Origin of the sequence: Hafnia psychrotolerans (genome assembly GCF_014639435.1) — a bacterium.
In the GTDB taxonomy this organism is placed as follows: domain Bacteria; phylum Pseudomonadota; class Gammaproteobacteria; order Enterobacterales; family Enterobacteriaceae; genus Ewingella; species Ewingella psychrotolerans.
This window is the reverse complement of record NZ_BMFZ01000001.1, coordinates 183,342-209,977: the sequence shown is the minus strand read 5'-3', so window position 1 is coordinate 209,977 and position 26,636 is coordinate 183,342. Positions and strand designations below refer to the sequence as shown.

Annotated in this window: 24 protein-coding genes and 2 riboswitches; of the genes, 10 read left to right on the top strand and 14 right to left on the bottom strand. The window is 52.0% G+C overall.

Annotated elements, in window-relative coordinates; genetic code table 11:
• Window positions 1-143 precede the first annotated feature (143 nt).
• From IEV89_RS00945 to IEV89_RS00925, 5 genes are all read right to left on the bottom strand, one after another.
• The gene (locus IEV89_RS00945) at window positions 144-929 is read right to left on the bottom strand and encodes an amino acid ABC transporter ATP-binding protein (protein ID WP_188469508.1); all 786 of its coding nucleotides are present in this window, start codon (window positions 927-929) and stop codon (window positions 144-146) included.
• The gene (locus IEV89_RS00940; RefSeq protein WP_188469506.1) at window positions 926-1,909 is read right to left on the bottom strand and encodes an amino acid ABC transporter permease; all 984 of its coding nucleotides are present in this window, start codon (window positions 1,907-1,909) and stop codon (window positions 926-928) included. The genes IEV89_RS00945 and IEV89_RS00940 overlap by 4 nt, the downstream gene beginning before the upstream one ends.
• Window positions 1,906-2,814, bottom strand: coding sequence for an ABC transporter substrate-binding protein (locus IEV89_RS00935; protein ID WP_188469504.1), 909 nt, complete (start codon window positions 2,812-2,814; stop codon window positions 1,906-1,908). Before IEV89_RS00935 ends, IEV89_RS00940 begins: the two co-directional genes overlap by 4 nt.
• 217 nt (window positions 2,815-3,031) lie before the next feature.
• Entirely contained in the window at window positions 3,032-3,832 is an 801-nt protein-coding gene (locus IEV89_RS00930; protein ID WP_188469502.1) for a deaminated glutathione amidase, read from the bottom strand.
• Between the two features lie 15 nt (window positions 3,833-3,847).
• On the bottom strand, window positions 3,848-4,819 hold the full coding sequence (locus tag IEV89_RS00925) for a substrate-binding domain-containing protein (RefSeq protein ID WP_188469500.1): 972 nt from the start codon (window positions 4,817-4,819) through the stop codon (window positions 3,848-3,850).
• A 177-nt stretch (window positions 4,820-4,996) separates the two neighbouring features.
• Here IEV89_RS00925 and IEV89_RS00920 point away from each other — a divergent pair, with 177 nt between their 5' ends.
• The 4 genes from IEV89_RS00920 to IEV89_RS00905 all read left to right on the top strand — a co-directional run bounded on the left by IEV89_RS00920 (window position 4,997) and on the right by IEV89_RS00905 (window position 9,214).
• The gene (locus tag IEV89_RS00920; protein WP_188469498.1) at window positions 4,997-6,340 is read left to right on the top strand and encodes an aminotransferase class I/II-fold pyridoxal phosphate-dependent enzyme; all 1,344 of its coding nucleotides are present in this window, start codon (window positions 4,997-4,999) and stop codon (window positions 6,338-6,340) included.
• A 58-nt stretch (window positions 6,341-6,398) separates the two neighbouring features.
• Window positions 6,399-6,461: riboswitch (Fluoride riboswitch) on the top strand.
• A 69-nt stretch (window positions 6,462-6,530) separates the two neighbouring features.
• Complete coding sequence (crcB, locus tag IEV89_RS00915; RefSeq protein WP_188469496.1) at window positions 6,531-6,914, top strand: fluoride efflux transporter CrcB; 384 nt, start codon at window positions 6,531-6,533, stop codon at window positions 6,912-6,914.
• 407 nt (window positions 6,915-7,321) lie between these two features.
• Window positions 7,322-7,975 carry a TetR/AcrR family transcriptional regulator gene (locus tag IEV89_RS00910; protein WP_188469494.1) on the top strand — a complete coding sequence of 218 codons (654 nt, stop codon included), beginning with the start codon at window positions 7,322-7,324 and terminating at the stop codon, window positions 7,973-7,975.
• 42 nt (window positions 7,976-8,017) lie between these two features.
• Window positions 8,018-9,214 carry a multidrug effflux MFS transporter gene (locus tag IEV89_RS00905; RefSeq protein ID WP_188469492.1) on the top strand — a complete coding sequence of 399 codons (1,197 nt, stop codon included), beginning with the start codon at window positions 8,018-8,020 and terminating at the stop codon, window positions 9,212-9,214.
• 68 nt (window positions 9,215-9,282) lie between these two features.
• On the opposite strand, the gene cspE is transcribed toward IEV89_RS00905, so the two are convergent.
• The 7 genes from cspE to IEV89_RS00870 all read right to left on the bottom strand — a co-directional run bounded on the left by cspE (window position 9,283) and on the right by IEV89_RS00870 (window position 18,344).
• Window positions 9,283-9,492 carry a transcription antiterminator/RNA stability regulator CspE gene (gene cspE / locus IEV89_RS00900; protein WP_140470542.1) on the bottom strand — a complete coding sequence of 70 codons (210 nt, stop codon included), beginning with the start codon at window positions 9,490-9,492 and terminating at the stop codon, window positions 9,283-9,285.
• Between the two features lie 168 nt (window positions 9,493-9,660).
• Complete coding sequence (locus IEV89_RS00895; RefSeq protein ID WP_188469490.1) at window positions 9,661-10,434, bottom strand: DUF2076 domain-containing protein; 774 nt, start codon at window positions 10,432-10,434, stop codon at window positions 9,661-9,663.
• A gap of 227 nt (window positions 10,435-10,661) precedes the next feature.
• The gene (locus IEV89_RS00890) at window positions 10,662-11,792 is read right to left on the bottom strand and encodes an ABC transporter substrate-binding protein (protein WP_188469488.1); all 1,131 of its coding nucleotides are present in this window, start codon (window positions 11,790-11,792) and stop codon (window positions 10,662-10,664) included.
• Window positions 11,793-12,002: 210 nt separating this feature from the next.
• Window positions 12,003-14,081, bottom strand: coding sequence for a prolyl oligopeptidase family serine peptidase (locus tag IEV89_RS00885; RefSeq protein ID WP_188469486.1), 2,079 nt, complete (start codon window positions 14,079-14,081; stop codon window positions 12,003-12,005).
• 340 nt (window positions 14,082-14,421) lie between these two features.
• On the bottom strand, window positions 14,422-14,601 hold the full coding sequence (locus tag IEV89_RS00880; protein ID WP_188469484.1) for a hypothetical protein: 180 nt from the start codon (window positions 14,599-14,601) through the stop codon (window positions 14,422-14,424).
• A 334-nt stretch (window positions 14,602-14,935) separates the two neighbouring features.
• Window positions 14,936-16,897, bottom strand: a complete 1,962-nt coding sequence (locus IEV89_RS00875; RefSeq protein WP_229746353.1) for a glycoside hydrolase family 127 protein — start codon at window positions 16,895-16,897, stop codon at window positions 14,936-14,938.
• A gap of 55 nt (window positions 16,898-16,952) precedes the next feature.
• Window positions 16,953-18,344 (bottom strand): MFS transporter, encoded by a 1,392-nt coding sequence (locus IEV89_RS00870; RefSeq protein ID WP_188470313.1) that lies wholly within the window; start codon window positions 18,342-18,344, stop codon window positions 16,953-16,955.
• A 293-nt stretch (window positions 18,345-18,637) separates the two neighbouring features.
• Here IEV89_RS00870 and IEV89_RS00865 point away from each other — a divergent pair, with 293 nt between their 5' ends.
• The 3 genes from IEV89_RS00865 (at window position 18,638) to IEV89_RS00855 (ending at window position 21,263) form a co-directional block, all read left to right on the top strand.
• Entirely contained in the window at window positions 18,638-19,453 is an 816-nt protein-coding gene (locus tag IEV89_RS00865; RefSeq protein ID WP_188469480.1) for an AraC family transcriptional regulator, read from the top strand.
• Between the two features lie 105 nt (window positions 19,454-19,558).
• On the top strand, window positions 19,559-20,245 hold the full coding sequence (locus tag IEV89_RS00860; protein WP_188469478.1) for a GntR family transcriptional regulator: 687 nt from the start codon (window positions 19,559-19,561) through the stop codon (window positions 20,243-20,245).
• Between the two features lie 154 nt (window positions 20,246-20,399).
• Window positions 20,400-21,263, top strand: coding sequence for a hypothetical protein (locus IEV89_RS00855; protein WP_188469476.1), 864 nt, complete (start codon window positions 20,400-20,402; stop codon window positions 21,261-21,263).
• A gap of 47 nt (window positions 21,264-21,310) precedes the next feature.
• On the opposite strand, the gene thiD is transcribed toward IEV89_RS00855, so the two are convergent.
• Complete coding sequence (gene thiD / locus IEV89_RS00850; protein WP_188469474.1) at window positions 21,311-22,120, bottom strand: bifunctional hydroxymethylpyrimidine kinase/phosphomethylpyrimidine kinase; 810 nt, start codon at window positions 22,118-22,120, stop codon at window positions 21,311-21,313.
• Window positions 22,117-22,911: a hydroxyethylthiazole kinase gene (gene thiM, locus IEV89_RS00845; RefSeq protein ID WP_188469472.1), complete on the bottom strand. Its 795-nt coding sequence runs from the start codon at window positions 22,909-22,911 to the stop codon at window positions 22,117-22,119. The genes thiD and thiM overlap by 4 nt, the downstream gene beginning before the upstream one ends.
• 34 nt (window positions 22,912-22,945) lie before the next feature.
• Window positions 22,946-23,047: riboswitch (TPP riboswitch) on the bottom strand.
• A 74-nt stretch (window positions 23,048-23,121) separates the two neighbouring features.
• Between thiM and IEV89_RS00840 the strand changes: the two genes are divergently transcribed.
• The 3 genes from IEV89_RS00840 to IEV89_RS00830 all read left to right on the top strand — a co-directional run bounded on the left by IEV89_RS00840 (window position 23,122) and on the right by IEV89_RS00830 (window position 26,633).
• A complete protein-coding gene (locus IEV89_RS00840) occupies window positions 23,122-23,547 on the top strand; it encodes a GNAT family N-acetyltransferase (protein ID WP_188469470.1) in 426 nt (141 codons plus the stop codon).
• A gap of 149 nt (window positions 23,548-23,696) precedes the next feature.
• Window positions 23,697-24,128 carry an OsmC family protein gene (locus IEV89_RS00835; protein ID WP_188469468.1) on the top strand — a complete coding sequence of 144 codons (432 nt, stop codon included), beginning with the start codon at window positions 23,697-23,699 and terminating at the stop codon, window positions 24,126-24,128.
• A 351-nt stretch (window positions 24,129-24,479) separates the two neighbouring features.
• The gene (locus tag IEV89_RS00830; RefSeq protein ID WP_188469466.1) at window positions 24,480-26,633 is read left to right on the top strand and encodes a carbon starvation CstA family protein; all 2,154 of its coding nucleotides are present in this window, start codon (window positions 24,480-24,482) and stop codon (window positions 26,631-26,633) included.
• The last annotated feature ends 3 nt before the right edge of the window (window positions 26,634-26,636 follow it).

Sequence of the window (26,636 nt, the reverse complement as noted above, 5' to 3'; positions counted from 1 at the left end):
AAATCATCGCACAGCGATCTCAGCAATGCGTATTATGGCCAGACAGTGCTCCCCGCCCCATCATAAGATCTGATGTCAAAAACGGCGGATGCAGCCGAATCGCAACACAATTTAACTCCCCTTTTCACGCCAGCCCGCCGCTTTCAGATAAAACGGCTGAGAAATGCCTGAGTGCGTGGATGCTGCGGATTGACCAACACCTCATCTGCCGTACCCTGCTCCACCACATAGCCACCATCCATAAACACCACCCGATCCGCAGCCTCCCTGGCGAAACCGATCTCATGCGTCACCACGATCATCGTCAGCCCTTGCTGCGCAAGGTCACGCATCGCCGCCAGTACTTCGCCCACCAGCTCAGGGTCTAGTGCCGAGGTGGGTTCATCAAACAGCATCAGCTTGGGTTTAATCGCCAAGGCACGTGCAATGGCAACACGCTGCTGCTGCCCGCCGGAAAGATGGCGCGGATAGGCATTGGCTTTATCGCTCAGTCCGACCTTTTCCAGCAACTCACGAGCATACTTCTCTGCTGCCTGGCGACTCTCTTTATGCACGCCAACCGGTGCTTCAACAATGTTCTGCAACACGGTCATGTGCGGGTAAAGATTAAATTGCTGAAATACCATGCCGATATTGCGCCGCTGGCGGGCGATCGCCTTTTCCGGCAGCTTATGTAACCGGCTACCATGCAGCACGTAGCCAATCTGCTCGCCGCCCACCATGATCGAACCTCGATCAATATCTTCCAGATGATTAATACAGCGCAGAAACGTGGATTTCCCAGAACCTGACGGCCCGAGGATCACGACGACTTCGCCAGGCCTGACATCCAGATCAATCCCCTTAAGCACTTCGTTTTCGCCATAGCTTTTATGCACATTACGCGCAATGACCAGCGGTGCCTGCTCGTCGCTCTGATAGTGACTCATCGATCCTCCTTCTGGGCGACGCCCGGTTGCCTGACAATCGGGATAGTCTTTTCTTCAGCGGAAGTCTGGCGGCGTTTGGTGGCGGATCCCGAACTGCGTGTACCACGGGCGTAATAGCGTTCGATGACTGACTGACCGACATTCAACACTGAAGTGATCAGCAAATACCAGATCACCGCGACCATCAGCAGCGGCACGACTTCGAAGGTACGGTTGTAAATGGTTTGCACCGAGTACAGCAAGTCCCCCATGGCGATCACGCTGACCAGCGAGGTGGCTTTGATCATGCTGATCAACTGATTACCGGTTGGTGGGATGATCGCCCGCATCGCCTGCGGGATAATGATCCGGCGTAATGCCCGGCCACGGCTCATGCCGAATGCTTGGGCAGTTTCTGCCTGACCATTATCCACTGACAGCAGCCCGGCACGGATAATCTCCGCCATATAGGCCGCTTCGTTCAGCGCCAGACCGGCGATCGCTGCAGTCAATGGGGTAATCAGATCGTTGGTATTCCAGCTCATGTACTCGGGGCCAAACGGAATACCCAGTACCACTCGCGGGAACAACGTCGACATGTTGTACCAGAACAACAGTTGCACCAGCAGCGGTGTGCCTCGAAAAAACCAGATGAACATGCCCGACAGGCGACGCAACAGCATGCTTTGCGACAGCCGGGCAATCGCCAGCATCAATCCCAGAAGCACACCCAGCAGCATCGAAATCACGGTAAGGCCGAGTGTGACACCCAACCCCTTCATCACCGTGGCTTCGGTAAACCACTGCGCCACCACATGCCATTCAAAATTAGGATTGCGGGCGACGTTCCAGATAACATCGATGGCGATCAGCAGCACGATAATCCACGCCAGCCAGCGTCCGTAGCGCCGTGGCACATGGGAAAATTCCACGTTACGACGCAAATCTTGCGTATAGTCGTCCTTGACAGCAGGTGGAGAACTATACGTCTTATCCGTCATTGGGGCTGCACCTTGGCCAGATTGATACCAGGCGCGGCGATCATATTCTCTTCCAGACCCCATTTTTTCATGATGATGGCGTAAGTCCCGTTATCAAATAATTTCTGATATCCCGCCAGAATCGCGTCACGCACGGCGGAATCTTTCGGCACTACCGTACCCTGGAAGATATCGCCAAACCCGTTAGCTTTACCAGTGCCTGTCAGCTCCAACTGACCGTTGGCTTTCTGTACGAAATAGGTCAGCGGTGCCTGGGAAGAGAAGAATGCGTCGGATCGGTTGGAACGCACCGCCAGAATCGAGGTGGGCTGATCGGCGTAAGACTGAATGGTAACCGCCGGTTTACCGCCTTTCACGCACAACGCCGACTGCTTACGGATCACCTGCTCAGCCGAGCCACCAGCCATCACCGCGATGCGTTTACCGCAAGTGTCTTCCAGTGCATTGATCTTTTGTGGGTTGCCTTTATGCACAGCAAACACCACGAATTCTTTGACGAAATCGACGAAATCATTTTTCGCCTGACGGTCTGGGTAATCACCAATCGGGCCGATCCCCATCTGATAACGCCCGGCCGCCATGCCGCTCAAAATACCGGACAATCCGCTGACCGAAGCATGTTCAATTTTCACGCCCAGCACGCCCCCTAATGCACGGGCCAGATCGGCGCTGGCACCGTCAAGGGAGTTACTGCCGGTGACAATTTCATAGGGGGGAAACGAGCCATTATTCACCGACGTCATGACCCCGGATTTTTGGATCTCAGCCGGTAATTTTGCATGCAGCGCCGGATCCATCGTTTGAGCCGGGATTGCCACATTTTCAGCAGCCATAACATGGCTGGCGAATATCGAAAATATCGCCGCCGCCAGTAGCGAAGCCTGACGTAATGGTTTTGCCATCATCTCTATTTCCTCTGTTTAAAAGTCGACCTGGATGTTGTGAAAAAATAATAGGAATCATTTTATTTTTGTTAACACCTTCCCTGGTGTTGTTCGCGCCATCTACGTGTTATACCGTCGATTCTGGCGCTAAAGCGACGGGTTTACTGCAGCGCTCCCTGGTGTTGTTCGCGCTTTATTTTTACTGCACGCCCAGCCGCTGAGGATCAGCATGGCATGTTCAAAACTTGTCGTTGCGTAGCTGTGGGATATCAAAGCAGCGATTTTCCAGCACCGGCAATACCTTACGTGCGTGAATAAGACGATCTTTATCCAATTGAGCAAACACCAGAGCCGGTGCTTCGGCAGCGCGGGCAATGGCCACACCAAGTGGGTCAACGACCATGCTGTTACCGATATTGCGCTCGCCGCACTCACCGACTGCCACCATATAAGTGGTATTTTCCAGCGCACGAGCGGTCACCAGCACTTCCCAGTGCATCTCTTTGAGTGGACCTTTTACCCAAGCGGCAGGCAACACTAATACCTCGGCACCGTCGAGCACCAGACGGCGTGCCAACTCAGGAAAACGCACGTCATAACAGGTCATTAAGCCGACTTTAAAACCCGCCACCTCAACCAGCGGCGGAACCTCTTTACCGGGCGTAACATTTTTAGACTCTTGCGCTGAAAATGCGTCATACAAGTGCAGCTTGCGGTACTCAGAAATGATCTCGCCGTTGCGGATGGAGATCAGCACATTCCAGACGCGGCCATCGGGTGCAGGAATATGCACACTCATCATGGTGGTCATCTGATTGCCAACGCTGGCTGCCAGTAGCTGGCTGACAAATGGGCCATCGAGCGGCTGGGCTGCTTTCAACACCAAATCAGGATCAGCGATATCTCGCGCCAGGATGCCTTCCGGCAACACCAGTAAATCAATCCCGGCTTCGCGAGACGTCGCCATCAGCGAAAGACAGGTTTCTGCATTGGCTTGCCACTCTTTGGCAACAGCGAACTGCCCTAATGCAACTTTCATGTTCATTCCTTAACTTCAGTGGCTGTCAGATTCAGCGGCAAATTGCGGGAAAAGGTCTGCCGCACTTAAGGGCCGGGCGATCAGATTCTGCTGATGTAACTCCTTAGCAAAATCTTCAATCATTCGTTTGTTGGCAACGTAACCGTTTGCATTCCAGTCCACAGGTAAATCCATCACGGTGCGACGCAGATCGTCCAGCAACCAAGGTGTGGTATCGGCATATTTGGCACGTTTATCCATCCAAACCTGATAAGAGCGTTCAATAATGTCGCTCAAGGCCTGGGGTAACCACGGATGCGCTTCGGCCAGCGCGGGTTTGATCGCCAGTAGGTGAATGCCGGGAACGTAACCCACCTTATTAAAATAGGTCAGTTCGGCCTGACGGAAATCGGGCTGGAATTGACGAAACCCGGAGTCCGGCCTGAAAAAACCCTCTGGCATAAAAGGCGTGAACACGGCATCGAGCCAGCCTTCCTGCAACAGCTCCATCATCGGACGCTCTTTGGGTACCACTTCAATACGCCCCGCACGGCCAAAACCGGCCAGCCGGTCAACAATCGGATGATCGGCCGTCAAGCGCCCCACATACCAGTTGGCATCTTCAATCCCTACCCCTTCGAGCGCCAGCAGCGTGCGTGTCCATGTATTGCCTGAATCCTGCCAGCCCGTTAGCCCAATTCGCTTACCTGCCAGTTGTGACAGTTCGGTCAACGGACTGTCGTCACGGGTGATAATGCAGCGCTGACGAAAGCCGCGCATCAGGAAGTGGGGTATGGCCAGCAGATCGTTTTCTCTTTTGGCACATCTCTGAGCATAACGGCTGAAGGAGACTTCGCCCGCGTCGTAGCGATCGCTGGTAGCTAAATCGCCCACCAAAGTGTCGACGCGGTCAACTTCAAGATTGAAACCCTCTGGTTTAACATCGCCTAACGCCAGCGGCGTAAAGTAATCCCAGTCACGAACTGCCAGTCTGATGGTGATTGCCACAGTGTTCCTCGTATGAATGTGTAGAAATGAGACATCACGAAAACAACATCCCATTGAGCATTAGCGATCACATTGATGTCAGTGTGATTATTTTATCGTCCAATTGGTTAAGTTTGATACTAATGTCATAATATAATATGTACAATATATTCTTTGTTACTGAACAAAAGGAAAATAATGAGTGACCGTCTGCAGGTAAAAACACGGGATGCTGAGTGGTTCGCCGCTCATTTGGAAGACCGTTCAATGCGCGGCATTGCGCTCGAAACGGCGTCGATGATCCGCTCGGGTATTATTGAGATTGGCACACACTTACCGGCGGTACGTGAACTGGCGCAGGCACTGGGCGTCAGCCCGGCTACGGTATCGGCCGCATGGAGTCAGCTTCGTCGCCAGAAAGTGATTGCCGGGCGCGGGCGCAACGGCGTCTGGGTATGCGGCGATACGCTCTCTCCTCGCCCCGCGCGTTTTGAGAAAATCGGTAACTTCGGGGATCACATCATTGCCGATTTAGCCCTGTCGTCACCGGACCCCACCCTATTGCCTGATCTTAGCGCCGCACTCCAGGCCGGTGTCAGCGCAGATAATCTCAATAGCTATCAGCGCGAGGCGATTGCGCCTGCACTGTTGAAGGCGATTAAACCCAGCTGGCCTTATGAAGCCGGGGCTTTTATGGCGGCAGACGGTGGTTTTGACGCCATGAACCTGACGCTGCAAACCCTGCTGATGCAAGGCTCGGTGGTCGCCATTGAAGATCCGACAGCCACCCGCCTGCTGGATATGCTGGACAATCTGGGGGCGCAGGTTCTGCCAGTAAAATGTGATGAATTTGGTCCCATTCCCGAATCATTACAGATGGCGTTGGCGAAAAAACCGTCCTGTTTTATCTATCAACCACGGACGCATTCTCACTGTGGCCACGCACTGAATGCCGAACGTTATGCGGTACTGGCGGAGATCCTCAGTGCGAGCAATACACTGATCATTGAAGATGATGGCATCGGCCAGTTGTCGCGAGAAAAACCAATCAGCATGGGTAGCGTGCTGCCACTGCGCACCGTCCACGTTCGCTCGTATTCCAAAGCCTACGGGCCAGATCTGCGTCTGGCGGTGATATCCAGCTCTGAAGATTTGATCAAACAGATCAAATCATTCCGCAATTTTGGCGCAGGCTGGTCGAGCCGTATTTTGCAGCAGGCGCTGGCCTATCTGATCAATGATCAAAAAACGCAAGAAGGGATTGAACAGGCTAAGCGGGTTTACGCAGAACGGCGCAAGGCGATGTCGGATGCGCTAAAAATACGCGGGGTTAATATCCCTCACCGGGACGGTCTTTCGATCCTGATCCCGGTGCCTTCTGAGCAGTTTGCCTTGGTCACTCTTGCCGCCAGAGGTATTGCCGTGCTGCCCGGTGAACGCAGCCGGACCGGGCCAGGACAGTTTATTCGTATCAGTACGTCGCAGCTCAAAGCCGAACAGATTGATGTGATTGCCGATGCGATTGTATTGGCCCTTGGCTAAGTTCATTAATCTCTTGATGAGACGCTACAAATTATTGCCTTAGCCGTGTAAAATCCCGCGACATGATGGAGATGACATTCCTCCGAAACCGCCTTTACCGGCTAATGATGTCTACGTAATCTCATTGAGAGGTTCGTAGCATGACGCCGGAACCTTTCTAAATAATCACTCAACCTCACGAAAGGCTTTTATGTTCAGTACATTACTTGCAGTATTTATTGGTGGCGGTTTGGGCAGTATGGCCCGTTGGTATGTCAGTATGAAAATGAATGGTATGACGCCCGTTCTGCCTCTCGGAACCTTGACCGTCAATCTGGTCGGCGCGTTTATCATCGGACTCTGTATTGCTACTTTCAGTCGTCTTACCCACCTTGACCCGGTATGGAAACTGCTGCTGACTACCGGTTTTTGCGGCGGGCTGACCACCTTCTCGACCTTCTCACTGGAAGTGGTCTACATGTTGCAAAATGGCCGCTTTGCCGGTGCGCTACTCAATATGTTCGTGAACCTGGCTGGATCGCTGACCATGACATTGCTGGCCTTTATGCTGGTCAGTTGGTACACCGCACACTAGTTTTGAATCACAACGATGCCTTTTTATGATCAAGGCATCGTTAGCGGCTCATTCTGTGAGATAAATCCGTTGGCATTAGGTATTTCCCCCACCGTCTTAATGTTTCCTTCATTTTAGAACTTCATACTGGTAGGCATAAACTGTGGATTATCCGGAGCCTATAATGTTCTCAATGCCAAAAAATTTTTCAGAAATGCTGGTAGTGTCGCTGTGTCTACTGGTTAGCGCCATTTTCCTACACGACTATTTTATCTCCTGACCCGATTTCCACTGCCCGCACCTCGACGGCGTAGACTTTCTGAGTCTGCGCTGTTTTTTTAGTATTTACCTTCAACACTTCGTAATCTATACTTGAGAACGAACGTTCACACCCACTGTGCACGCCTAACCTCAGGTCATCCAACCCAATGCTTCATCCTCAGGAAAGTAAAGAACAGCGCATCTGCGCCAGACGGGATCAAATTATCGCCGCATCACGGATTTGCTTTCGAAAACATGGATTCCACGGTGCTGGCATGGCGGAAATAGCCAAGACATCGCGGCTTAGCGTTGGGCAGATTTATCGCTATTTCGCCAATAAAGATGCCATTATCGAAGAGATCGTAAGACGCATCGTATTTAAGAAAATCAGTCTGATGACCGGCAATGCCCATAATCTACGGCAGATGGCCGAGAATCTTGCCCACCGGCGTATTGGCAGCTTGCATGTCGAACACCCACGGAACGCCAGCCCTGAGCGGAGTCTGGAACAGCCCGAAATAGATCATGCCCTGATGTTAGAAGTGACCGCCGAAGCGACACGTAACCCCGTGGTGGAACAGATTTGGCGCGATGCAGAAGGCCAACTGTTTAATGAAGCCAAAGCCATGCTGGCAAGAACCTATTCCCACTTGTCGGATGATGAATTAGCCGCCAGAGTCGAAATACTGGCGGTCATTTGTGAAGGCACGGCATTTCGCCACCTGACGACCCAGCATGCCGATCCCATTCATCTTGATGTACTTTATGATCGGCTGTTTAGCCGACTGTTTGATCCTGCAATGCTACCTCCCCAGCCTTAACCCTCGTTTTCATCCCAAAAACCACCAGAAATGGATAAAGTAATGAGCAATCACCTGACAGAAAAACGCCTGGGTTATGCCTTGGTTTTGGGTTCACTCGCAGCGCTCGGGCCGCTGTGTACGGACCTTTATTTGCCTGCACTGCCCGAAATGGCGGTCGAGCTTAATACCACCACCGCCACCAGTCAGTTGAGTCTGACCGCCGGTTTGTTGGGGCTCGGTCTGGGCCAGCTGATTTTTGGCCCGCTGAGTGACAAATATGGCCGTATGCGCCCGCTGTTGTGGTCGCTGGCACTGCTGTTGGTGGCTTCAGTGGGCTGTGCCGTCGCGCAAAATATTGACCAACTGATCGTTGCCCGTCTGTTACAGGGTGTTGCGGGCGCAGGTGGTGCGGTGCTGTCGCGCGCCGTGGCCCGTGACTTATATAATGGTCACGAGCTGACACGGTTCTTTGCGCTGCTGATGCTGGTCAATGGACTGGCACCGATTATCGCGCCGGTATTGGGCGGCGGCTTACTGAACTTTATGAGCTGGCGCGGGGTTTTCGGCGCACTGGCGATAATTTCCGTGCTGCTTTTCAGCTTCTCCCTGCTGAAGTTGCACGAAACACTCCCCATTGAGCGGCGCTCACAAGGGGGTGTGATGGTGATGGTACGTTCGATTGGCCGTCTAATGAAAGACCGGCAATTTATGGGATTATGTTTAACTCAGGGCTTTACGATGGCCGGTATGTTCGCCTATATCGGTGCATCGCCTTTTGTTTTGCAGCAAATCTATCACCTCAGTCCGCAGATGTTCAGCCTGTGCTTTGCCGCCAATGGTCTTGGCCTGGTGATTGCCGCACAGGTCTCAACGCGCCTGAGCCGCAAGTGGGGCGAGCTGGCACTGGTTAAAATCGGCCTGTGTCTCGCCGCAGTCGGTTCTGTCTCTCTGGTTATTGCGGCAAGCCTGCACGCTCCACTGATCCTGCTGATGGTGCCACTGTTCTTCTCAGTCATTACTATCGGGATTGTTGGTCCGAATGCGGGTTCACTGGCGATGCAAAGTCAGGGGAAGAATGCGGGCAGCGCGTCGGCACTGATTGGTGTGTGCATGTTCGCTCTGGGAGCGATTAGTGTTCCACTCAGTGGGCTGGGCGGCACGTCGGCGTTGTCGATGGGACTGACGATCCTCGGCTGTTACGCGATCGCCATCATACTGTTTGTCTCACTGGTACGTAAAAATACGGCGGCGGCGTGAACCCTGCCTAACCGATAGAAGAATAAAAAAAACCCGCATCAGCGGGTTTTTTCAAAATTTGGCTAGAGTTAAATAGGTTTAACGTCAGCAGCCGATGGACCTTTAGCGCCCTGTGTGATTTCGAACTCAACACGTTGGCCTTCAGCGAGGGTTTTAAAACCATTGCTGGCAATAGCAGAGAAATGCACGAAAACATCTTTGCTACCATCTTCAGGGGTAATGAAACCAAAACCTTTAGATTCATTGAACCACTTAACGCTACCTGTAATCTTTGACATCAAACTTACCTTTACGTTAATGAACGACACAAAACGTGTGTCAGTTACAGTACAGCAACAGATTCAGCTTTTGTCCAGAATTCCGATTGCAATAAGCGATAAACCTCTCACTCTTACAACTTGTACGATAATTCCTACTGTAAAAACGCCTTCGAAAACCATAAAACATTAGAAAAAGGAGTCGTCGTCATTACTAAAATCATCGGAGCTGCCATCGTCAGCGCCAAAACCAAAACCTGAATTGTCGCTGTTATCACTCATTGAGGCATCCTGCCAGTCCGGCTGACCGCTGTCGAAATTTTGCTGTTGGAAATCATTATTATTGAGGAAGCTGGCGTCGTTCGGATCCAGATTCTGCACCGGTGGCTCTTGAATAATATTCATGATTTCCTGCGGCTGGCTTTGATGGAACATGCCGGTTAGCATCTCGGCCAGCACCACGCCGCCGGCCACACCGGTCGCCGTACGCAAGGCGCTGCCGAGGAACCCTGGCTGCTGAGGTGCCGCCTGTTGTGGTGCTGCTTGTGGCTGGTAAGCCTGTTGCTGCTGCGGTGGCGCGTTGCGGTTATCCCAGCCGCTGGTACCGGGGATCGGCTGGCTGCCTGCATGACTTTGCCCTGCAGACTGCGGTTGAGTTTGCGCCGATGATCCGCCGCCAAACAACCCGGACAGGAACCCACTGCTTGCCGGACGCACGGATTTAGCCTGCTCTTGTAACTGCTCAATTTGTTGCTGCTGCGCCTGAACCTGCTGATTCAGCCTGGTTAGCGCCGCTTCCTGAATGATCATCGCCTGCGCCATATAATAAGGCGCTGACGGCTGCTTACTGATGCAAGCCTGAATCACACGTTCTGCATCGGCGTCGCGCGGTGCCGTGCCGGACTCAGCCTGTTGCAAACGGCTAAAAAGACCTTCGATTAAACGCTGTTCTTCGGATTGCATAAATTCACCTTGTCGATGTGTGTTGCTCCCCCTTCGCGTTGTCAAAAACGCATAGCGGAAAGAGGGAATCTATCGATCACACTAAACCAAATAGTGACCGGGATGAATTAACCGAGTGTCAACAAATGTGATCAGGGTAAATAATGGCGTCGCAGACGTCAGAGAGGGGCTTCGTTGGATCATACTCTGCCTGCCGGGAAGGCAGACAGAGTGCGTGAAAGTCGCCGTTACTTAGCCTCTGACCAGCCGAAAATGAACGCAGTGTCTGGCAGTTGGGTGTAGTTACGCACCAGATCGTGGTAAGTCTTCGCCGGATCCAAATCCTTAAACTGCTGCGGATAGATAAACTTCGCCAAATACTCCATACCGACAATATTGTACGGATGGTCGTAGAACTGATGATAAACGCCGTAAGCGCGCTTGTCGGTCACAGCAGAGATCTGCGAGATACCGTTACGGGACAGTAGCGCCAAACCTTCACGATCGACGCTGGCTTGGTCAGCACCGTAGCCCAGCGGCAGAATATGCGACACGCTGCCATTACTCGGCCGCGCCGAACCGGTCATGATGTAGGCATCGGGCTTCATGCTGATCACTTTTTCCAACGACACGTCACCCGACGCTCCCGGCAACAGATCAGTGCCGATATTGTCAGCGCCCACCGCCTGAACCAGTTTTCCCCAACCAGAATCACCATGGGTGAAGCAGCAGGAGTCGGAACGTCCGGCGATAGCTTCAATAAATACCTTAGGCTTCGGATTCACTGACGCCACGACCTGCTGAATATGCTGATAGTGCTGCTGGTAAAAGGTACTGTAAGCGCGGGCGTTATCTTCCTGGTTAAGAACCTTGCCAAGTAGTTCAATACTCGGCGCGGTATTTTTCGCCGGATCACGCTCGTAATCGACGAACAGAACAGGGATCTTCAACGCACTGAGTTTGTCGAGAACCCCCGCCTCTTTCAGCGAATCTTTTGCCCGTAGCTGCGCCACCATCAGGTCAGGTTTTTGGGCGATCACCGTTTCGAGATCAACCTGCCCTTTGTCGCTGAATCCCATATCCAGAATTTTGGCAGAATCCGGCCATTTGCTTTTCAGCATGTCCCAGGTGCCGCTGTCGGTTTTCTTCAGAAGATTATTCCACGCCACCACATGCTGGAACGGATTGGCTTTATCAAGCACGGCCAGCGAAAGAATATCGCGGCCATCCTGCAAAATAATGCGCTGTGGCGCTTTGGTGAACGTCAGTTTCTGACCATCAAGGTCAGTGACAGTCAGTGGATAGGTGGTGGCAAAACTGGCAAAAGAGATAGCCATCAAGCCTGAGACAGACAGTACACGAGCGGTATTCTTCAACATGTTCGTACCCGGCAATGAGAATTAAAAATAAATGATTTTGAGAACCATTATCAAATGATGTCAGAATCATAAACAATCCCTGATCCGCAGAGCAATGTTTTTAAAGCGCAAAATGTTACTAAAACATGTCGAAATATAAATAGAAGGGTTTCAATAAAAAAGTCTGGCCATCATTGACCCGACTTTTTCAGCCATTATACCGCACGGCGTTTAACGGCAGCTCTGCCCGGTGAAGCGCAGCAAGAATTCGCTGACCATCGCACGTTTGAACGCGGATTGCGCCTTGTCGGCCGCGGCGCTGTGACCTCCCTCCGTGTTCTCATAGAACCAGACCTCCGGTAAGCCCAGCGCCTGCATTTTGGCTGCCATTTTACGGGCATGTCCCGGCCCGACCCGGTCATCACTGGTGGCCGTGGTGAACAGCACCGGCGGATATTTTTTAGTGGCATCGATATTATGATACGGCGAAAAATCCTGGATGAACGCCCACTCTTCCGGCTTCTGCGGATCGCCATATTCAGCAATCCATGAGGCACCAGCCGAAATTTGTGTATAGCGTTGCATGTCTAGCAAAGGGACTTCACAGACAATGGCGGCAAACAACTCAGGGTACAGCGTCAGCATGTTGCCGACCAACAGGCCACCGTTACTCCCGCCCTGCGCCGCCAGATGTTGCGCAGAAGTGATATTGCTGTTCGCCAACGCTTTACCGACAGCGGCAAAATCTTCATAGGCACGCAGACGCTTGTCCTTCAACGCTGCCTGATGCCAGCGCGGGCCATATTCCCCGCCGCCGCGAATATTGGCGAGAACAAACACCCCACCGCGATCCAGCCACGCCGGGCCGCTGACGCCAAGATAATAAGGTTCGAGTGAGACCTCAAACCCCCCATAACCGTACAACAGCGTTGGGTTCTGACCGTCGTACACCAGATCTTTTTTTGCTACGACAAAATAAGGTACGCGGGTTCCGTCATCCGAGTGCGCAAAATGCTGGCTCACCGTATACCCCGATGCGTCAAAATGCGCAGGATCCTGTTTGAGGATTTCAGCCGGCAGGTCCTTGCGGTCAAGGTTGCCGAGGTAGAGCGTCGTCGGTTGTAGAAAACTGCTCACCGTCATCATGTAGTCATTACTGTCATCATCGACGCCGTGGGCGCTGATGTTACTCATCGCAGGCGCATTGCCAAAAGGTTCACGCAGCCAGTCATCTCTCTGAGGCGTCAAAATTTCCAGACGGTTCACCACATCTTCGGAAATGCTGAGGATCAGGAAGTCACGGGTCATTGAGTAGTCGCTCAGCGCCGTCGTCTCGCCGGGTATAAATAGCGTGGTCATCTGACGACTGCCCGCCATAAAGTCATCAAATTTTATCGCCAACAACGCGCCAGAGGGAAAGCTCTGCCCGTCGACATCCCACTGGCTGGCAGGCTGAACCAATAGCCACTCACGCCACCAGCTGGATTTGGCATCTTGCGGTAAATCCACTTTATGGAGAGTGTTCTGCGCGTCGAGCAAAAAAGTTTCGCGGCGATAAAAGTCGATCACACGGACAACGAAATTACGCTTATAGCCCTGAGAATCGCTGTGATAACCCACCACCATCATGTCGTCATGTTCAGCACTGAACTGGGTTTGTGCCGCACTCAGCGGCGTGCCGCGCTGCCAGATTTTGGTGAGGCGCGGGTAGCCAGAAGCCGTCATCGATCCTGCCCCAAAATCGGTGGAAACAAACAGACGATCGCGGTCTATCCAGCACACTCGGCTTTTGGCCGAAGCTAAATTGAAACCGTCCGTGACGAAACTCAGCGTTTGCAGGTCAAACTCACGAATCGCCGATGCGTCACCGCCGTCAGGAGAAAGATGCAACAGTGCGCGCTGGTAATCAGGTTTGAGTACCTGGATACCGTGATAAACCCACTCTTGATCCTCGGCTTTACCGAGTGCATCGATGTCCAGCACGGTTTCCCATGCCGGTTCGGCCTTACGGTATTCATCAAGTGTGGTGCGGCGTAGCAGGCCGCGTGGATTTTTTTCATCCTGCCAGAAGTTGTACCACTGGTTTCCACACTTATGGATACCTGGGATCTGTGCCGGTGAGTTCAGCCCGCTGAGCACTTGGTGGCGAATACGTTCGAAATCATTGCCGTTGGCAAACTGGCTCACGGTCAGGTCATTTTGCTGCTGTGCCCACTCGAGTGCGGGCTGTTCGCGAATACCTTCAAGCCAGATAAAGGGATCCTGCGTCTCGGTGTGCTGTTCCGGTGATACGCTATTTTCAGATGACATAATGGGGGCTCCTGCAGGTCTAAAAGTGAGAATTCGAGGTTTGCCGCTGTCGGCTTATTGCAACAGAATGCCCTGAATCAGGCTGGCTTTCACCACCCTCACTTAAGGTATTTTCAGCCATTGCAGGAAAGCGGTAAGCCAATGCGTAAATCCTCACCGGTTTTTTGATTGGCTTCATAAATAAAAGTATGACACAGGTAAATGGGAGAATGATGGGGGAATGGGGGCTAAAGGAATTTGGCTATTCAGGAAATCATTCGAATGTATTAGGGGAAAAGCATTACACAGCCCACCCGCACTGAATGTGCAGCAGGCCGCGGTCGCGCTCAGCTAATTACATTCAGCCTTTGCTCACAGAGACAATATCTTTGATCTGGCTAAAGTTAGAATCACCGTGATCGGTTTTAACGGTTGGGTAAACGCGTTCCCCTTTTTTCACAAAGCCTGTTACCACGTGGGTAGAACCGCTCTTTACAGTAAGAGTATCGCCAACACTGATCGAACTTTCGACTTCGCTCATAACAATCCTTAATACTTACAATAGATTAACTTCAGAGTGCCCAATTAATACCTATAAAGAGTAGGCCTTTATCTCGCACATAACCAGCGGCATCGCTTTCTGCTTGTTATCGCTCACCGTATAGCCACTCGCCTAGGAAAATTCCTGAAGGGTTTAACATAAGTAAAATTAGTGAAAGTTATGCTTGGCCTATTTAATACCCTAAGTTACTATAAGCGCGCAATTACTTATTTCCCTATAGGTCATTGCACCTCATTGGACTATCCCCTTGTAAGGTATTACGACATCCCGCCCTCCTTGAGCGGGATTTTTTTTATCTATCATTTGCCAGCGCTTAGCCTTCGTCGACCCACACACGCATCTCCCCTTCCCCGCGATTCGCCCAACTGAAATAGGGAACAAACGTCAAGGTTTGTGGCTGCATCTGCGCAGGAGGAGAGTTAAAACTGTAGAGCGGCTGCTGCAAGGCTTGGGTAGAGTTCACCCTCGTTCCTTGCGTTTGCAGTAGGGTTTTTCCTTTGAACAAACCGCTGCCGGCAATCAGCTTGAACGGCGCATCAGCCGGCAATTGCAGGTTATGCAGTTCGCTGCCGTTATCTGCCTGCTCGAGGCAATAGACCAACGGTCCTCGCTGAATCGCCACTTTGCCAGCTAAGTGGCGCAGCAGAGGATTCCCCTTCACGCGCGTCACGGGCATCGGCAACGTTAGCTGTAAAACGTCGCCGTTCTGCCAATAGCGTGTCAGGCGCACGTAACCACGATGCACATAGCCGTGAAGTTCCAGCGGCTCTCCATTGACCAGCAACTGTGGGCTGGCACACCAGTCCGGCAGACGCAGTGCCAGTGTCGTTTTCAGGGGTTTTGCGATTTCCAACTCTATCTTCACCGTGTCTTGCCACGGATAACCCCCGCTCTGTTTGAGCCGCAAGGTTTCCCCCTCCACCTCAATCTCCACGTCGCTGCCGATATACAGATTGATATCCACGCCGTCGTCACGCCGGGTATAAATATAACTGCCAAGTGAAGCCAGTAGCCGCGCGATATTCGGTGGACAACAGGCACAGCCGAACCAGCGCTGGCGTACCGGTTTAACATGATCATAAATATGGTTGAACTGAATACTTTTTGGATGCACTTCCAGCGGATTAACGTAGAAGAAGTGCTTACCGTCAAGCGCCATTCCAGCCAGCACGGTGTTATACAATGCGCGTTCCATCACGTCGCCATAACGGCTGTCAGCCTCCAGTTGCAACATCCGATTGGCAAACATCATCAGACCGATGGACGCGCAGGTTTCGGTATACGCCGTATCGTTCGGCAGATCGTAATCACAACTGAACGCCTCGCCGCTGCTTTGTGAACCGATGGAACCGGTGATGTACATCTGGCGTTGGGTCATGTTTTCCCATAGCCGCTGACACACGTCGCGCTTTTCCTGATCCTGACTGAGACGTGCCAGATGTGCCACGCCAGCATACAAATAGACGAAGCGTACCGCATGGCCGATAGCGGTTTTCTGTAACGCGACCGGCAGATGCGCCTGACTGTAGGCTTTGTCTTTGACCATCCAAGCGGGACCGTGAATATTCCAGTGCGAGGTGCGCCCACGCTTTTCATACTCAAGATCGTAAAAATGGGGCTGAGTACCGCGCTGCTCGACGAAATAACGGGTCAGATCAAGATAACGCCGCTCGCCGGTCGCTTCATACAACCGCATCAGTGCCAACTCAATTTCCGGGTGACCGGGATAGCCTTGAATCTGTCCATTTTCCGGGCCGAACACCTGCGCGATATGGTCAGCCAGTTTACAGACGACCTCCAGCAGACGGTTTTTCCCGGTGGCCTGCGCATAGGCCACACCCGCCTCAATCAAGTGCCCGGCGCAATACAACTCATGGCATTCCGCCAAATTGCTCCAGCGCAGTTCGGGCGCTTTAACGGTGAAATAGGTATTCAGGTAACCGTCGGGCTGCTGAACGGCGGCAACCCGTTCAATCACCTGATCAGCCGTCTCTTCCAGCGTAGCGTCAGGGTTCTTCACCAGCAGATAAGCCACGGCTTCCAGCCATTTCGCCACGTCACTGTCCTGAAATACCATGCCGTAAAATTCACCGTCACTCTGGCCAGCAGCAATGCGAAAATTTTCAATTGCATGGCTGGGTTCGGCTTCCGCCACCTGATCATTGAGCGCCAGCCACTGATAAGGCACTACCACCTCTTTCACCAGACGCTGATACTCGAGCCAAAATGCATCGGTTATCTGGACTTTATCCAGCGGGACCTCAAGGCAATCAATAGGATGAAAAGACATGCAACCTCCTGAATTTGTGTCGTTAAACAATGTCGTAAAATTAAATGTTTTTGACCAGCGCGTCGAACATACGATTGAGTAGGCTGTTATCGAGCTTGCAGAAGGTAATGGTGATAGCCAGCATCAGATGCAGTGCGGCAGGCAGTAGCGTTTCAAACAGCCGGATGCCGGTCAGCGAGGCTGACGTTTGATGGTCAACACCGGCATGATAGGAAACCAGAATAAACACCAGCGCGATGATCCCGGCACTGGAAGCCCAGGCCAGTTTGATGAAAAAAAGATTGAAGGCGAAGTTCATGCCCGAAGAGCGGATACCATTTTTCCAATATCCATAGTCGTCAGCAAACGCCATGATGGAAAAGTGCAGCGGCAGCGTGAAGCCAAGGATCACACAGTGTACAAAGATGATACCCAGCCATAGCGACTGCCACTGTTCACCCACCGGCACAAACCACATCAGCAGTGAGAACACCGCCAGCACGAGGTTAGTCAGCATGTACAGGCGCACAGTGTCGATAAACTTGGTCAATTGATTAACGATCACCGCGCCAAGAATCGACGCCAGCGTCACCATGCCAAAAAACATCGAGGCATATCCGGCTCCTCCCTTCAACACATAGGTGATGAAATACATATAGCCGCCTCCGCGTAGGTTAAACACATTGATCAGCAGGAAGGACATCAGCAGCACCAGTAGCAACTGATCATTTTTCAACATACCGCGAATATGCTCACGCACGCTGAACTGGCCGAGCATAGACAATGGCAGACGTTCACGGACGGTAAAAAAGCACCACAGGAACATCACGACGGCGACCGCGCACAATAGTCCCACACCCTGCTGATAACCGAGCGCGACGTTACCATGGCCAAAATATTCCACCAGCCACGGCAGCCCCACCGACACCAAGAACCCGGCAACACCGCACAGCACAAAGCGCCACGCCTGACAGGAGATAACTTCATGGTGATCGGTGGTCATGGTGTTGATCAGTGCGCAGTACGGCACATTGATCGCGGTGTAAGAGACGGAGAGCAAAAAGTAAGTGAAGAAGGCATAGGCAATTTTGGTATCACCACTGAGACTGGGCACGGTGAAGGTCAAAAAACCGATCACACCAATAGGCAAGGCGATCCACAATTGCCATGGGCGAAAGCGTCCCCAGCGGCTTTGGGTACGGTCAGCCAAAATCCCCATCAGCGGATCGGAGATGGCATCGATAATACGCAGGGAAATAAATAGCGTGCCGACAATCGCCGGGGTCAGACCAAAAATATCGGTATAAAAAAAGGTCAAAAAGTTGGCAATCAGGCAAGTAATAATTGTGCCACCAGCATCACCGAGTCCGTAACCTATTTTCTCACTGACCGTTATTTGGCTATTCTTTTCTTTAATCTGCGCTGGGACAGTATCAATTGAAGTGGTTTGCATCATTTCCTCGCTCATATTTATACTTTTTATTCTCAGCAATAAGAAACAGACAGCCATAATATAAATAATCATGGCATCGGGACATTTTTAAATAATAAGGTACACACCTAATCTGACATGACAGCAAAAGGACAACAAGTGGTGAATCAAGTAGTAAAAAGGGACAATTCCGACCTGTATCTGGTTTTGTGAAGCGGATCAAATCTTGCACAGCCCAGTCAATGTTCGAAACGCCACTCTGCTAGCCTAAAGCCTGTACATACCCGTCTTCCATTACCGGAGTGCAGAATGAAATGCTTTCTATTTCCGTAAGTTATCCGCTACGCGTGCAAAATGGTGGCCTGTTTATCTCTCGCGGTATAGGCACACATCCGACCCGCACATTGACCTCTTTTGAACTGATCTATGTCGTGCGTGGGTCGCTCTCATTACAGGAAGAAAATACCCGTTTTGATTTGCAAGCCGGTGAAAGTCTGATTCTATTTCCCGATAGAAAACATCAGGGCATCGGGGTATTTGACGCACAATTAAAATTTTATTGGCTGCACTTTGATATTTTACAACATCAGCAAAAAGATCCTTCTTTACAGCTGAATATTCCACAGCACTGTAAAGTTAGCGATGCTGAGAGAATATTGGCGTTATTCAGATTATTTTTAAATGAGCAGCAGCGCAGTGCGCAAAGCCCTTCGCTGGAACTGTTTTTGTTATTGTTATTACAGGAAGTCGGACAGGCGCCCGTCGGCGTTCCCGAACCGGGTGGTCCTGGTGTAGCGCTGGCCTATAAAGCCCGGCAGTTGATTGCTACGCGTTATCACCAACCGCTGGGTACCGCTGAACTGGCGGCATTACTCCACTGTAATGCGGACTACCTTGGTCGCGTTTTTCGCTCTACCTTTAACCTCACGCTCACCGATGCCTTGCACCAGCAGCGCGTTTCGGCAGCAGAAAACCTACTGCTGACCGATAGCGATAGTCTGGCGGAGGTGGCACGGCGAACCGGTTTTAATGATGTGGCTTATTTCCGGCGGATATTCAGGAAACGAGTCGGGATAACACCGGCTGCTTATAAAAAAAGATACTGCCGTGAACACATTAATTCTGACTAAGCACTCATCGGATCTGTTATGAACAATGAGGTAACAATCTCAAAATTCTGAGGAAAGTCATGATACTATTGGGCTATTCAAGCTGCTGAAAATGTCAATTTGCCTATGACTAAATCCTACGAATTTCTCAATAATATGCCGGTAAATCAGCAGATCTACCGGGCCTTGCGTCAGGACATCGTCACCTGTGAGATCCCGCCGGGAACGCTGCTGTCCGAAAAAGAAATTTCGTCACGCTTTAACGTCTCGCGCCAACCGGTGCGTGAAGCCTTTATTAAACTGGCGGAAGCGGGTCTGGTACAGGTTTTACCCCAGCGAGGAACCTTCGTGATGAAGATTTCCGCCAAACGTGTGGCCGATGGCCGTTTCATCCGTGAAGCGGTGGAAACCGCGGTGGTGCGCCGCGCGGCCATGGTAGCGACGCCCAATGACCTGGCACTTTTAGAACATAATCTGCAGCGCCAGCGGCTGGCAGCAAAAAGCCAACAGACGCAGGAATTTCTGCTGCTCGACGACGAATTTCACCGCACGATCGCGCAAGTCATTGACTGCCGCCTGGCGTGGGAAACCGTCGAGCACATCAAGGCCACGATGGATCGCGTACGTTTCCTCACCCTGAGCAAGGTCTCGCCGCCAGAAAATTTGATCGAGCAACACGACAACATTTTTGCGGCGCTGAAAGCCCATGATCCGGACGCCGCCGAGCGCGCCATCCGCATTCATCTGCAAGAGATGATCTCGACCATCACACCTATCGCCGAGCAAAATAGCGACTGGTTCGAGGCCGAATAACCGCTGGGCTGTCATGCGCCTATTCGGTTCGGTCCGTACAGGCGTTTTACCGCAATAATCTATAAAAAAATGCAGTTTATGTTAGCCGTGACATAAATATGTATAACAACTTAAGTTAAGCTATAAACCGTGTGCTTTCCATGGAATTCCAGCTATGACATCTGCTCCGTCTTTAACACCCGATACGTTGAAAAAATGCTATTACAGCAATGAAGAAACCCTTTCTCTCAGTCTGCTGGATGTAGAGAAAATTGAACAGATCGCCCGCGATTTGGATATTGCCGATAGCGAAAAAGAGCATTATGTCACCGGTTGGATGGGCCAAAATAGCGTGGTTCTGGTTCGGAATTATCAGGAAAAACGAGGCACATCCAATGGACTGGTGATGTCACGTGGCCAGCGCTACAAACTCAGCGTACAAGCGATAAAATTCCGGATTCCAAAGTTTCTGTTGTGGATAACCTTACGCCGCAAACCACGCACTATGTCGGTGGTCGGTTATACCAAGTTGGGTGAACAGGCCAGCGGCTTACAGCAATTTCACAATATCCTCGACGATGAGCTTAAACTTCAGCTGCAAAACGACTGGCGGGAGTTGAATGACTATCTCGGCATGGCCTGCTGGCAGATGGAAAATAATCAGCCACTATGGCGCACTTTACAGCGGGAAATCACGCCGCAAGCCTTGTGGTTCCTGGCCGACAGCAACTGGTTCAATGGTAAGAAGTTGCAAAAAGATGGCGACTGCGAAAGCCTTTGGGCTCACAACCGTTTTGTGGGCCGCCGTACCGGCGAACATGCCGCCTTGATGATCTCCTGGCGTGATGAAGAGAACGACGACATCGCCAGCTATTTTTTCGAGCGTGTTTCTGCCACACAGATCCGGTTGTCACTGCGTCCCCGCAAAGACGAAAAATTCTACCCACTCAACCCGTTTGATGCCCGACATTTACAGAACGCGCTGGCGCTATTTCAGCAGGTGGAAACCGAATTATGTCGTGAGAAAATTCGCGCCTGATAAAAATTTAAGTCCCCTTTCAGGTGCGACTGGAAGGGGATTTTCGCTTACCACCATGCGTGAAAATGGTGTACCGGTCCGATCCCGTGTCCTACGTCCAGCGAGTCAGCCTGCATCAGCGCCAGCTGTAAATACGCTTTGGCAGCACGTACGGTATCTGGCCAGTTATCATGGCGTGGACGCAGTGCTGCCAGCGCAGCCGACAGCGTACAGCCAGTACCGTGAGTGTGTCTGGTGTTTACGCGCGGCGCAGTAAAACGCTGGCGGAAATCGTGCATAAATAGCCAGTCAGGGCTTTCATCGTTCTTACCCGTCTGCAAATGCCCACCCTTCATCAGTACCGCTTCACACCCCATTGCCAGCAACGCCTCGCCCTGCTCCTGCATCGCCTGTTCGCTCTGCGCAATGTCGCATTGCAGCAACGCGGCGGCTTCCGGCAGGTTCGGCGTGATCATTGACACCTGCGGCAGTAATGATCGTCGTAGCGCCTCTATTGCATCCGGTTGTAATAATGCATCGCCACTTTTTGCCAGCATCACGGTATCAAGCACCACAAAGGGCAGCGCATAATGGCGCAGCCGCTCCGCGACCACGTCAACGATCGCCGAGTTGGCCAACATGCCGATTTTTGCGCTATCAATACGCACATCGCTCAGAACGGAATCTAGCTGGGCCGCCACAAACGCCGGCTCAATGTGGTGAACCGATTGCACGCCACGGGTGTTTTGCGCCACCAGTGCGGTGATCACGCTGGTGCCGTAGGCGGCGAGCGCAGAGAAGGTTTTGAGGTCGGCCTGAATACCCGCCCCGCCGCTTGGATCGGTACCGGCGATGGTTAATGCGTTGATACGCTTCATGCCAATGCCTCTTGATCCAGAAGATAGAGATTATCGAGAAATGCAGGGATGAAACTGCCCGGTCCTCGCGTTTGCTGGCATGCCAGCTCACCGGCGCACGACATCACGCGACAGGCTGCCGCCACGTTCTCCAACCGGTCGCCCGGCAAGGCAACAAAAGCCGCCACCACCGCCGACAACGCACAGCCAGTGCCAACCACGCGGGTCATCAACGCATCGCCGCCGGACACTGCCAGACATCGTTCCCCCTCAGTAACGTAATCAACATCTCCTGTCACGGCGACAATCGCCCCGGTTTGCTTCGCCAGAAGCCTGGCCGCCGGTAAGGCTGAGAGGGCATTATCGCCGCTGTCAACGCCACGACCGGACGCACTCATGCCACTCAGTGCAAGGATTTCAGAAGCATTGCCACGTATAGCCGCCGGCCTGAGTTTAATAAGTTCCAGACAGAATTCAGTTCGCAGCGTCAACCCCCCTACGGCCACGGGGTCAAGCACCCAGGGCTTTCCAGCTCGATTAGCAGCCTGCACCGCAGCGCGAATGGCGTCGGCGTGAGGCAGGGTCAAGGTGCCGACATTCACCAACAGCGCATCGGCTATGGTGGCAAACTGCGCGGCTTCAGTTGGGTCCACCACCATCGCGGGTGATGCTCCTACCGCCAGCAGCACGTTGGCGGTAAAGGATTGCACCACGTCATTGGTCAGGCAATGCACCAGAGGTGCGGTATTACGAAGGTTTTGCAAAGCATTGGCAGCATACACGCCGGAAAAATCGACAGGTTGGATATTCATACTTCTCCCCACCGGCGCTCAAGAAGGCGGTATCGGGAGAGATACCTGACTTCCCTACGCTGGCATAATCCAGATCAGGTAATACGGGTAAGCTCTCAGCCCTTTCTTTTGCAAGCGGGCACCCCGAGTCAACGACAGTCATTATTGGTGGGCGCTGCAGGAAGATCAACCTACAATCATCCCAAGACAATAAAAACGGAGAGTGCCCCCTTGCAGATTCGCCCTTACCAGGAAGCTGACCGACCCTTTTTACGTACGCTTTATCTGGCGTCGCGCAAAGACACCTGGACATGGATGGACACGGAAAATTTACAACTGGAAGATTTTGACCGCGCAACGCTTGGCGAAACAGTGATCGTGGCCGTTCGCGACAGCAAGTTAGTCGGTTTCGCGTCAATATTCACGCAGGAGAATTTTCTGCATAACCTGTTTGTCGATCCGGCGGTCAAAGGCACAGGCGTAGGTACCGCACTGCTTCGTGCGGTTGAGGCGATGTTTACCGGCACCGGTTCACTGAAATGCCTGATCAAAAGTGAAAGCTCAGTGGAATTTTATCTCGCCAAAGGGTGGAAGATTATCGCCGAGGGCGAAAGCCCAAAAGGGAATTACTATCTTTTCCATTGCTTAAAGAAATAGCCTCCAACGCATCTCACCCTTCGGACACTCTCAGTGGATGTCGACAAATGACGATGATCCGGATAAATCTGTTAATCGGCCCAGCCGACTCCCAACGGCCTGTTAATGACTATACTTATCCTCAATGTTCAACAAACCGGAGGATTAACATGACCATTCATAAAAAAGGACAGGCACACTGGGAAGGCGACATTAAGAAAGGGAAAGGCACGATTTCTACCGAAAGTGGCGCGCTGGAAAAACAACCTTATGGTTTCAATACACGCTTTGAAGGCAAACCGGGAACCAATCCAGAAGAACTGATTGGTGCGGCGCATTCAGCGTGTTTTTCAATGGCACTGTCACTGATGCTCGGCGAAGCGGGGCATACTCCAGAAAGTATTGATACCGTCGCTGACGTATCACTTGATAAAGTCGATGGGGGTTTTGCTATCACCAGCGTGGCGTTGCAAAGCAAGGTGAAGCTACCCGGTATTGAGAAAGCGGAATTTGATAAAATCATTCAGGCAGCCAAAGCCGGGTGTCCGATTTCTAAATTGCTTAAAACAGAGATCACCCTCGATTATCAGCTTGAAAACTAAGCCCGCCTGACACCCTATATTTTCCCTTTTTAATCGATAAAGCCTTCTGCAAATGCAGAGGGCTTACTGCGTTGTGGCGATCGACTAAGAGGACGATTCAGAGCCAAATCACTCCTTATTTCCATCACCGAGAAGTGAGATCTAACTCACAAATTTCAATCAGTTAGCTGACGACACAAACCGCTTAGCCTGCCAAATAGCCGCTTATCTTCCTATATGACCGCTTAACCACTCTTTCGCCCGTACTGTGGTGAAAGTCGCCATCATATAGGCGACACCCCTCTCTTATAAAAGCCCCATTCAACAATATGGAGAGGGATTTTTTTGGCTATTCAAATAACCGGGTCTCTTATGAATAAAAAAACGCTACTCAAGCACATACCCTGGATGATTCTTGGAATCATCGGTGCTTTTTGTCTGGCAGTGGTTGCCCTACGGCGGGGTGAAAGCATCAGTGCGCTGTGGATTGTCGTGGCATCGGTTTCGGTGTATCTCGTGGCCTACCGCTATTACAGTCTTTATATCGCGCAGAAAGTCATGAAGCTGGACCCTACACGCGCGACGCCGGCAGTGATCAACAATGATGGTCTGAACTACGTCCCGACTCACCGTAATGTCCTGTTCGGTCACCATTTCGCCGCTATTGCTGGCGCGGGTCCGTTAGTCGGGCCGGTGCTTGCTGCACAAATGGGTTACCTACCCGGCGTGCTGTGGCTGCTGGCTGGCGTGGTCATTGCCGGTGCGGTACAGGACTTTATGGTGCTGTTTATCTCGTCCCGCCGTAACGGTGCCTCTCTGGGGGAAATGATCAAAGAAGAGATGGGGCCTATTCCGGGCACTATTGCTTTGTTCGGCTGTTTTCTGATCATGATTATTATTCTGGCTGTGCTGGCACTCATCGTGGTGAAAGCACTGGCGGAAAGCCCATGGGGCGTATTTACGGTGTGTTCGACCGTGCCTATTGCGCTGTTTATGGGGATTTACATGCGCTTTATTCGCCCCGGACAGGTAGGCGAAATTTCGGTGATTGGGGTAATACTGCTGGTCGCCTCCATTTGGTTCGGCGGTGTTATTGCCAGCGACCCTTACTGGGGCCCGGCGCTGACCTTCAAAGATACCACCATTACATTTACCCTGATTGGCTACGCATTTGTCTCTGCTCTATTGCCCGTGTGGCTGATTCTGGCCCCGCGTGACTATCTGGCAACCTTCTTGAAAATTGGGGTGATTGTCGGCCTGGCTATCGGCATCGTGATCCTTAATCCTGTGCTGAAAATGCCCGCTATCACCCAGTACATCGATGGTACGGGCCCGCTGTGGAAAGGGGCATTATTCCCGTTCCTGTTTATTACTATTGCCTGTGGCGCGGTATCTGGCTTCCATGCTCTGATCGCCTCTGGCACGACACCAAAACTGCTGGCCTGCGAAACTGACGCTCGTTTTATCGGTTACGGCGCGATGCTGATGGAATCCTTTGTGGCCGTGATGGCGCTGGTAGCCGCTTCAATCATCGAACCGGGTCTCTACTTCGCCATGAACACGCCGCCAGCCGCTCTGGGTTTTACCATGCCAAATCTGCATGAGCTTAGCAGCGGTAACGCGCCGATGATCATGGCACAACTGAAAGATGTGACTGCTCATGCCGCCGCCACCGTCAGTTCCTGGGGTTTTGTGATTTCACCTGAACAAATCATGCAAACCGCCAAAGACATCGGTGAACCTTCAGTGCTGAACCGGGCAGGTGGCGCACCGACGCTGGCGGTAGGCCTTGCCCATGTATTCCACAAGATTTTACCTGTGGCGGATATGGGGTTCTGGTATCACTTTGGTATTCTGTTTGAAGCACTGTTTATCCTGACGGCGCTGGATGCCGGTACCCGTTCCGGGCGCTTTATGCTGCAGGATCTGTTGGGTAACTTTATTCCCTTCCTGAAAAAGACCGATTCGCTGGTCGCTGGGGTAGTGGGTACTGCGGGTTGTGTCGGGCTCTGGGGCTACCTGTTGTATCAGGGCGTAGTCGATCCGCTGGGCGGCGTGAAAAGCCTGTGGCCGCTGTTCGGGATCTCAAACCAGATGCTGGCAACGGTGGCGCTGGTGCTGGCGACCGTGGTCCTGGTGAAGATGAAGCGCACCCAGTATGTCTGGGTCACCATCGTTCCGGCTATCTGGCTGTTGATTTGTACCAGCTGGGCGCTGGGTTTGAAGTTGTTCAGCAGCAATCCGCAGTTGGAAGGCTTCTTCTTTATGGCAAACCAGTATAAAGAGCGGATTAATGCGGGGGGTGCCGAGCTAACGGCTCTGCAGATCAGAAATATGAATCATATTGTGGTCAACAACTACACCAACGCCGGTCTGAGTATTCTATTCCTGTTTGTGGTGTACAGTATTATTTACTACGGTATCCGTTCTTGCATTCAGGCGAGCAAAACCGAAGCGCGTACGGACAAAGAAACGCCGTATATTCCGGTGCCAAAAGAAGGCATTAAGCTTTCTTCAGGCCACTAGATA

Coding starts and splice junctions, on each gene's coding strand:
- IEV89_RS00905 (WP_188469492.1), top strand. CDS start 8,018: ATGAGCAATCACCTGACAGAAAAACGCCTGGGTTATGCCTTGGTTTTG.
- IEV89_RS00935 (WP_188469504.1), bottom strand. CDS start 2,814: ATGATGGCAAAACCATTACGTCAGGCTTCGCTACTGGCGGCGGCGATA.
- IEV89_RS00835 (WP_188469468.1), top strand. CDS start 23,697: ATGACCATTCATAAAAAAGGACAGGCACACTGGGAAGGCGACATTAAG.
- IEV89_RS00940 (WP_188469506.1), bottom strand. CDS start 1,909: ATGACGGATAAGACGTATAGTTCTCCACCTGCTGTCAAGGACGACTAT.
- IEV89_RS00920 (WP_188469498.1), top strand. CDS start 4,997: ATGAGTGACCGTCTGCAGGTAAAAACACGGGATGCTGAGTGGTTCGCC.
- thiM (WP_188469472.1), bottom strand. CDS start 22,911: ATGAATATCCAACCTGTCGATTTTTCCGGCGTGTATGCTGCCAATGCT.
- IEV89_RS00910 (WP_188469494.1), top strand. CDS start 7,322: ATGCTTCATCCTCAGGAAAGTAAAGAACAGCGCATCTGCGCCAGACGG.
- IEV89_RS00865 (WP_188469480.1), top strand. CDS start 18,638: ATGCTTTCTATTTCCGTAAGTTATCCGCTACGCGTGCAAAATGGTGGC.
- IEV89_RS00830 (WP_188469466.1), top strand. CDS start 24,480: ATGAATAAAAAAACGCTACTCAAGCACATACCCTGGATGATTCTTGGA.
- IEV89_RS00860 (WP_188469478.1), top strand. CDS start 19,559: ATGACTAAATCCTACGAATTTCTCAATAATATGCCGGTAAATCAGCAG.
- IEV89_RS00930 (WP_188469502.1), bottom strand. CDS start 3,832: ATGAAAGTTGCATTAGGGCAGTTCGCTGTTGCCAAAGAGTGGCAAGCC.
- IEV89_RS00870 (WP_188470313.1), bottom strand. CDS start 18,344: ATGCAAACCACTTCAATTGATACTGTCCCAGCGCAGATTAAAGAAAAG.
- crcB (WP_188469496.1), top strand. CDS start 6,531: ATGTTCAGTACATTACTTGCAGTATTTATTGGTGGCGGTTTGGGCAGT.
- cspE (WP_140470542.1), bottom strand. CDS start 9,492: ATGTCAAAGATTACAGGTAGCGTTAAGTGGTTCAATGAATCTAAAGGT.
- thiD (WP_188469474.1), bottom strand. CDS start 22,120: ATGAAGCGTATCAACGCATTAACCATCGCCGGTACCGATCCAAGCGGC.
- IEV89_RS00855 (WP_188469476.1), top strand. CDS start 20,400: ATGACATCTGCTCCGTCTTTAACACCCGATACGTTGAAAAAATGCTAT.
- IEV89_RS00895 (WP_188469490.1), bottom strand. CDS start 10,434: ATGCAATCCGAAGAACAGCGTTTAATCGAAGGTCTTTTTAGCCGTTTG.
- IEV89_RS00885 (WP_188469486.1), bottom strand. CDS start 14,081: ATGTCATCTGAAAATAGCGTATCACCGGAACAGCACACCGAGACGCAG.
- IEV89_RS00880 (WP_188469484.1), bottom strand. CDS start 14,601: ATGAGCGAAGTCGAAAGTTCGATCAGTGTTGGCGATACTCTTACTGTA.
- IEV89_RS00890 (WP_188469488.1), bottom strand. CDS start 11,792: ATGTTGAAGAATACCGCTCGTGTACTGTCTGTCTCAGGCTTGATGGCT.
- IEV89_RS00945 (WP_188469508.1), bottom strand. CDS start 929: ATGAGTCACTATCAGAGCGACGAGCAGGCACCGCTGGTCATTGCGCGT.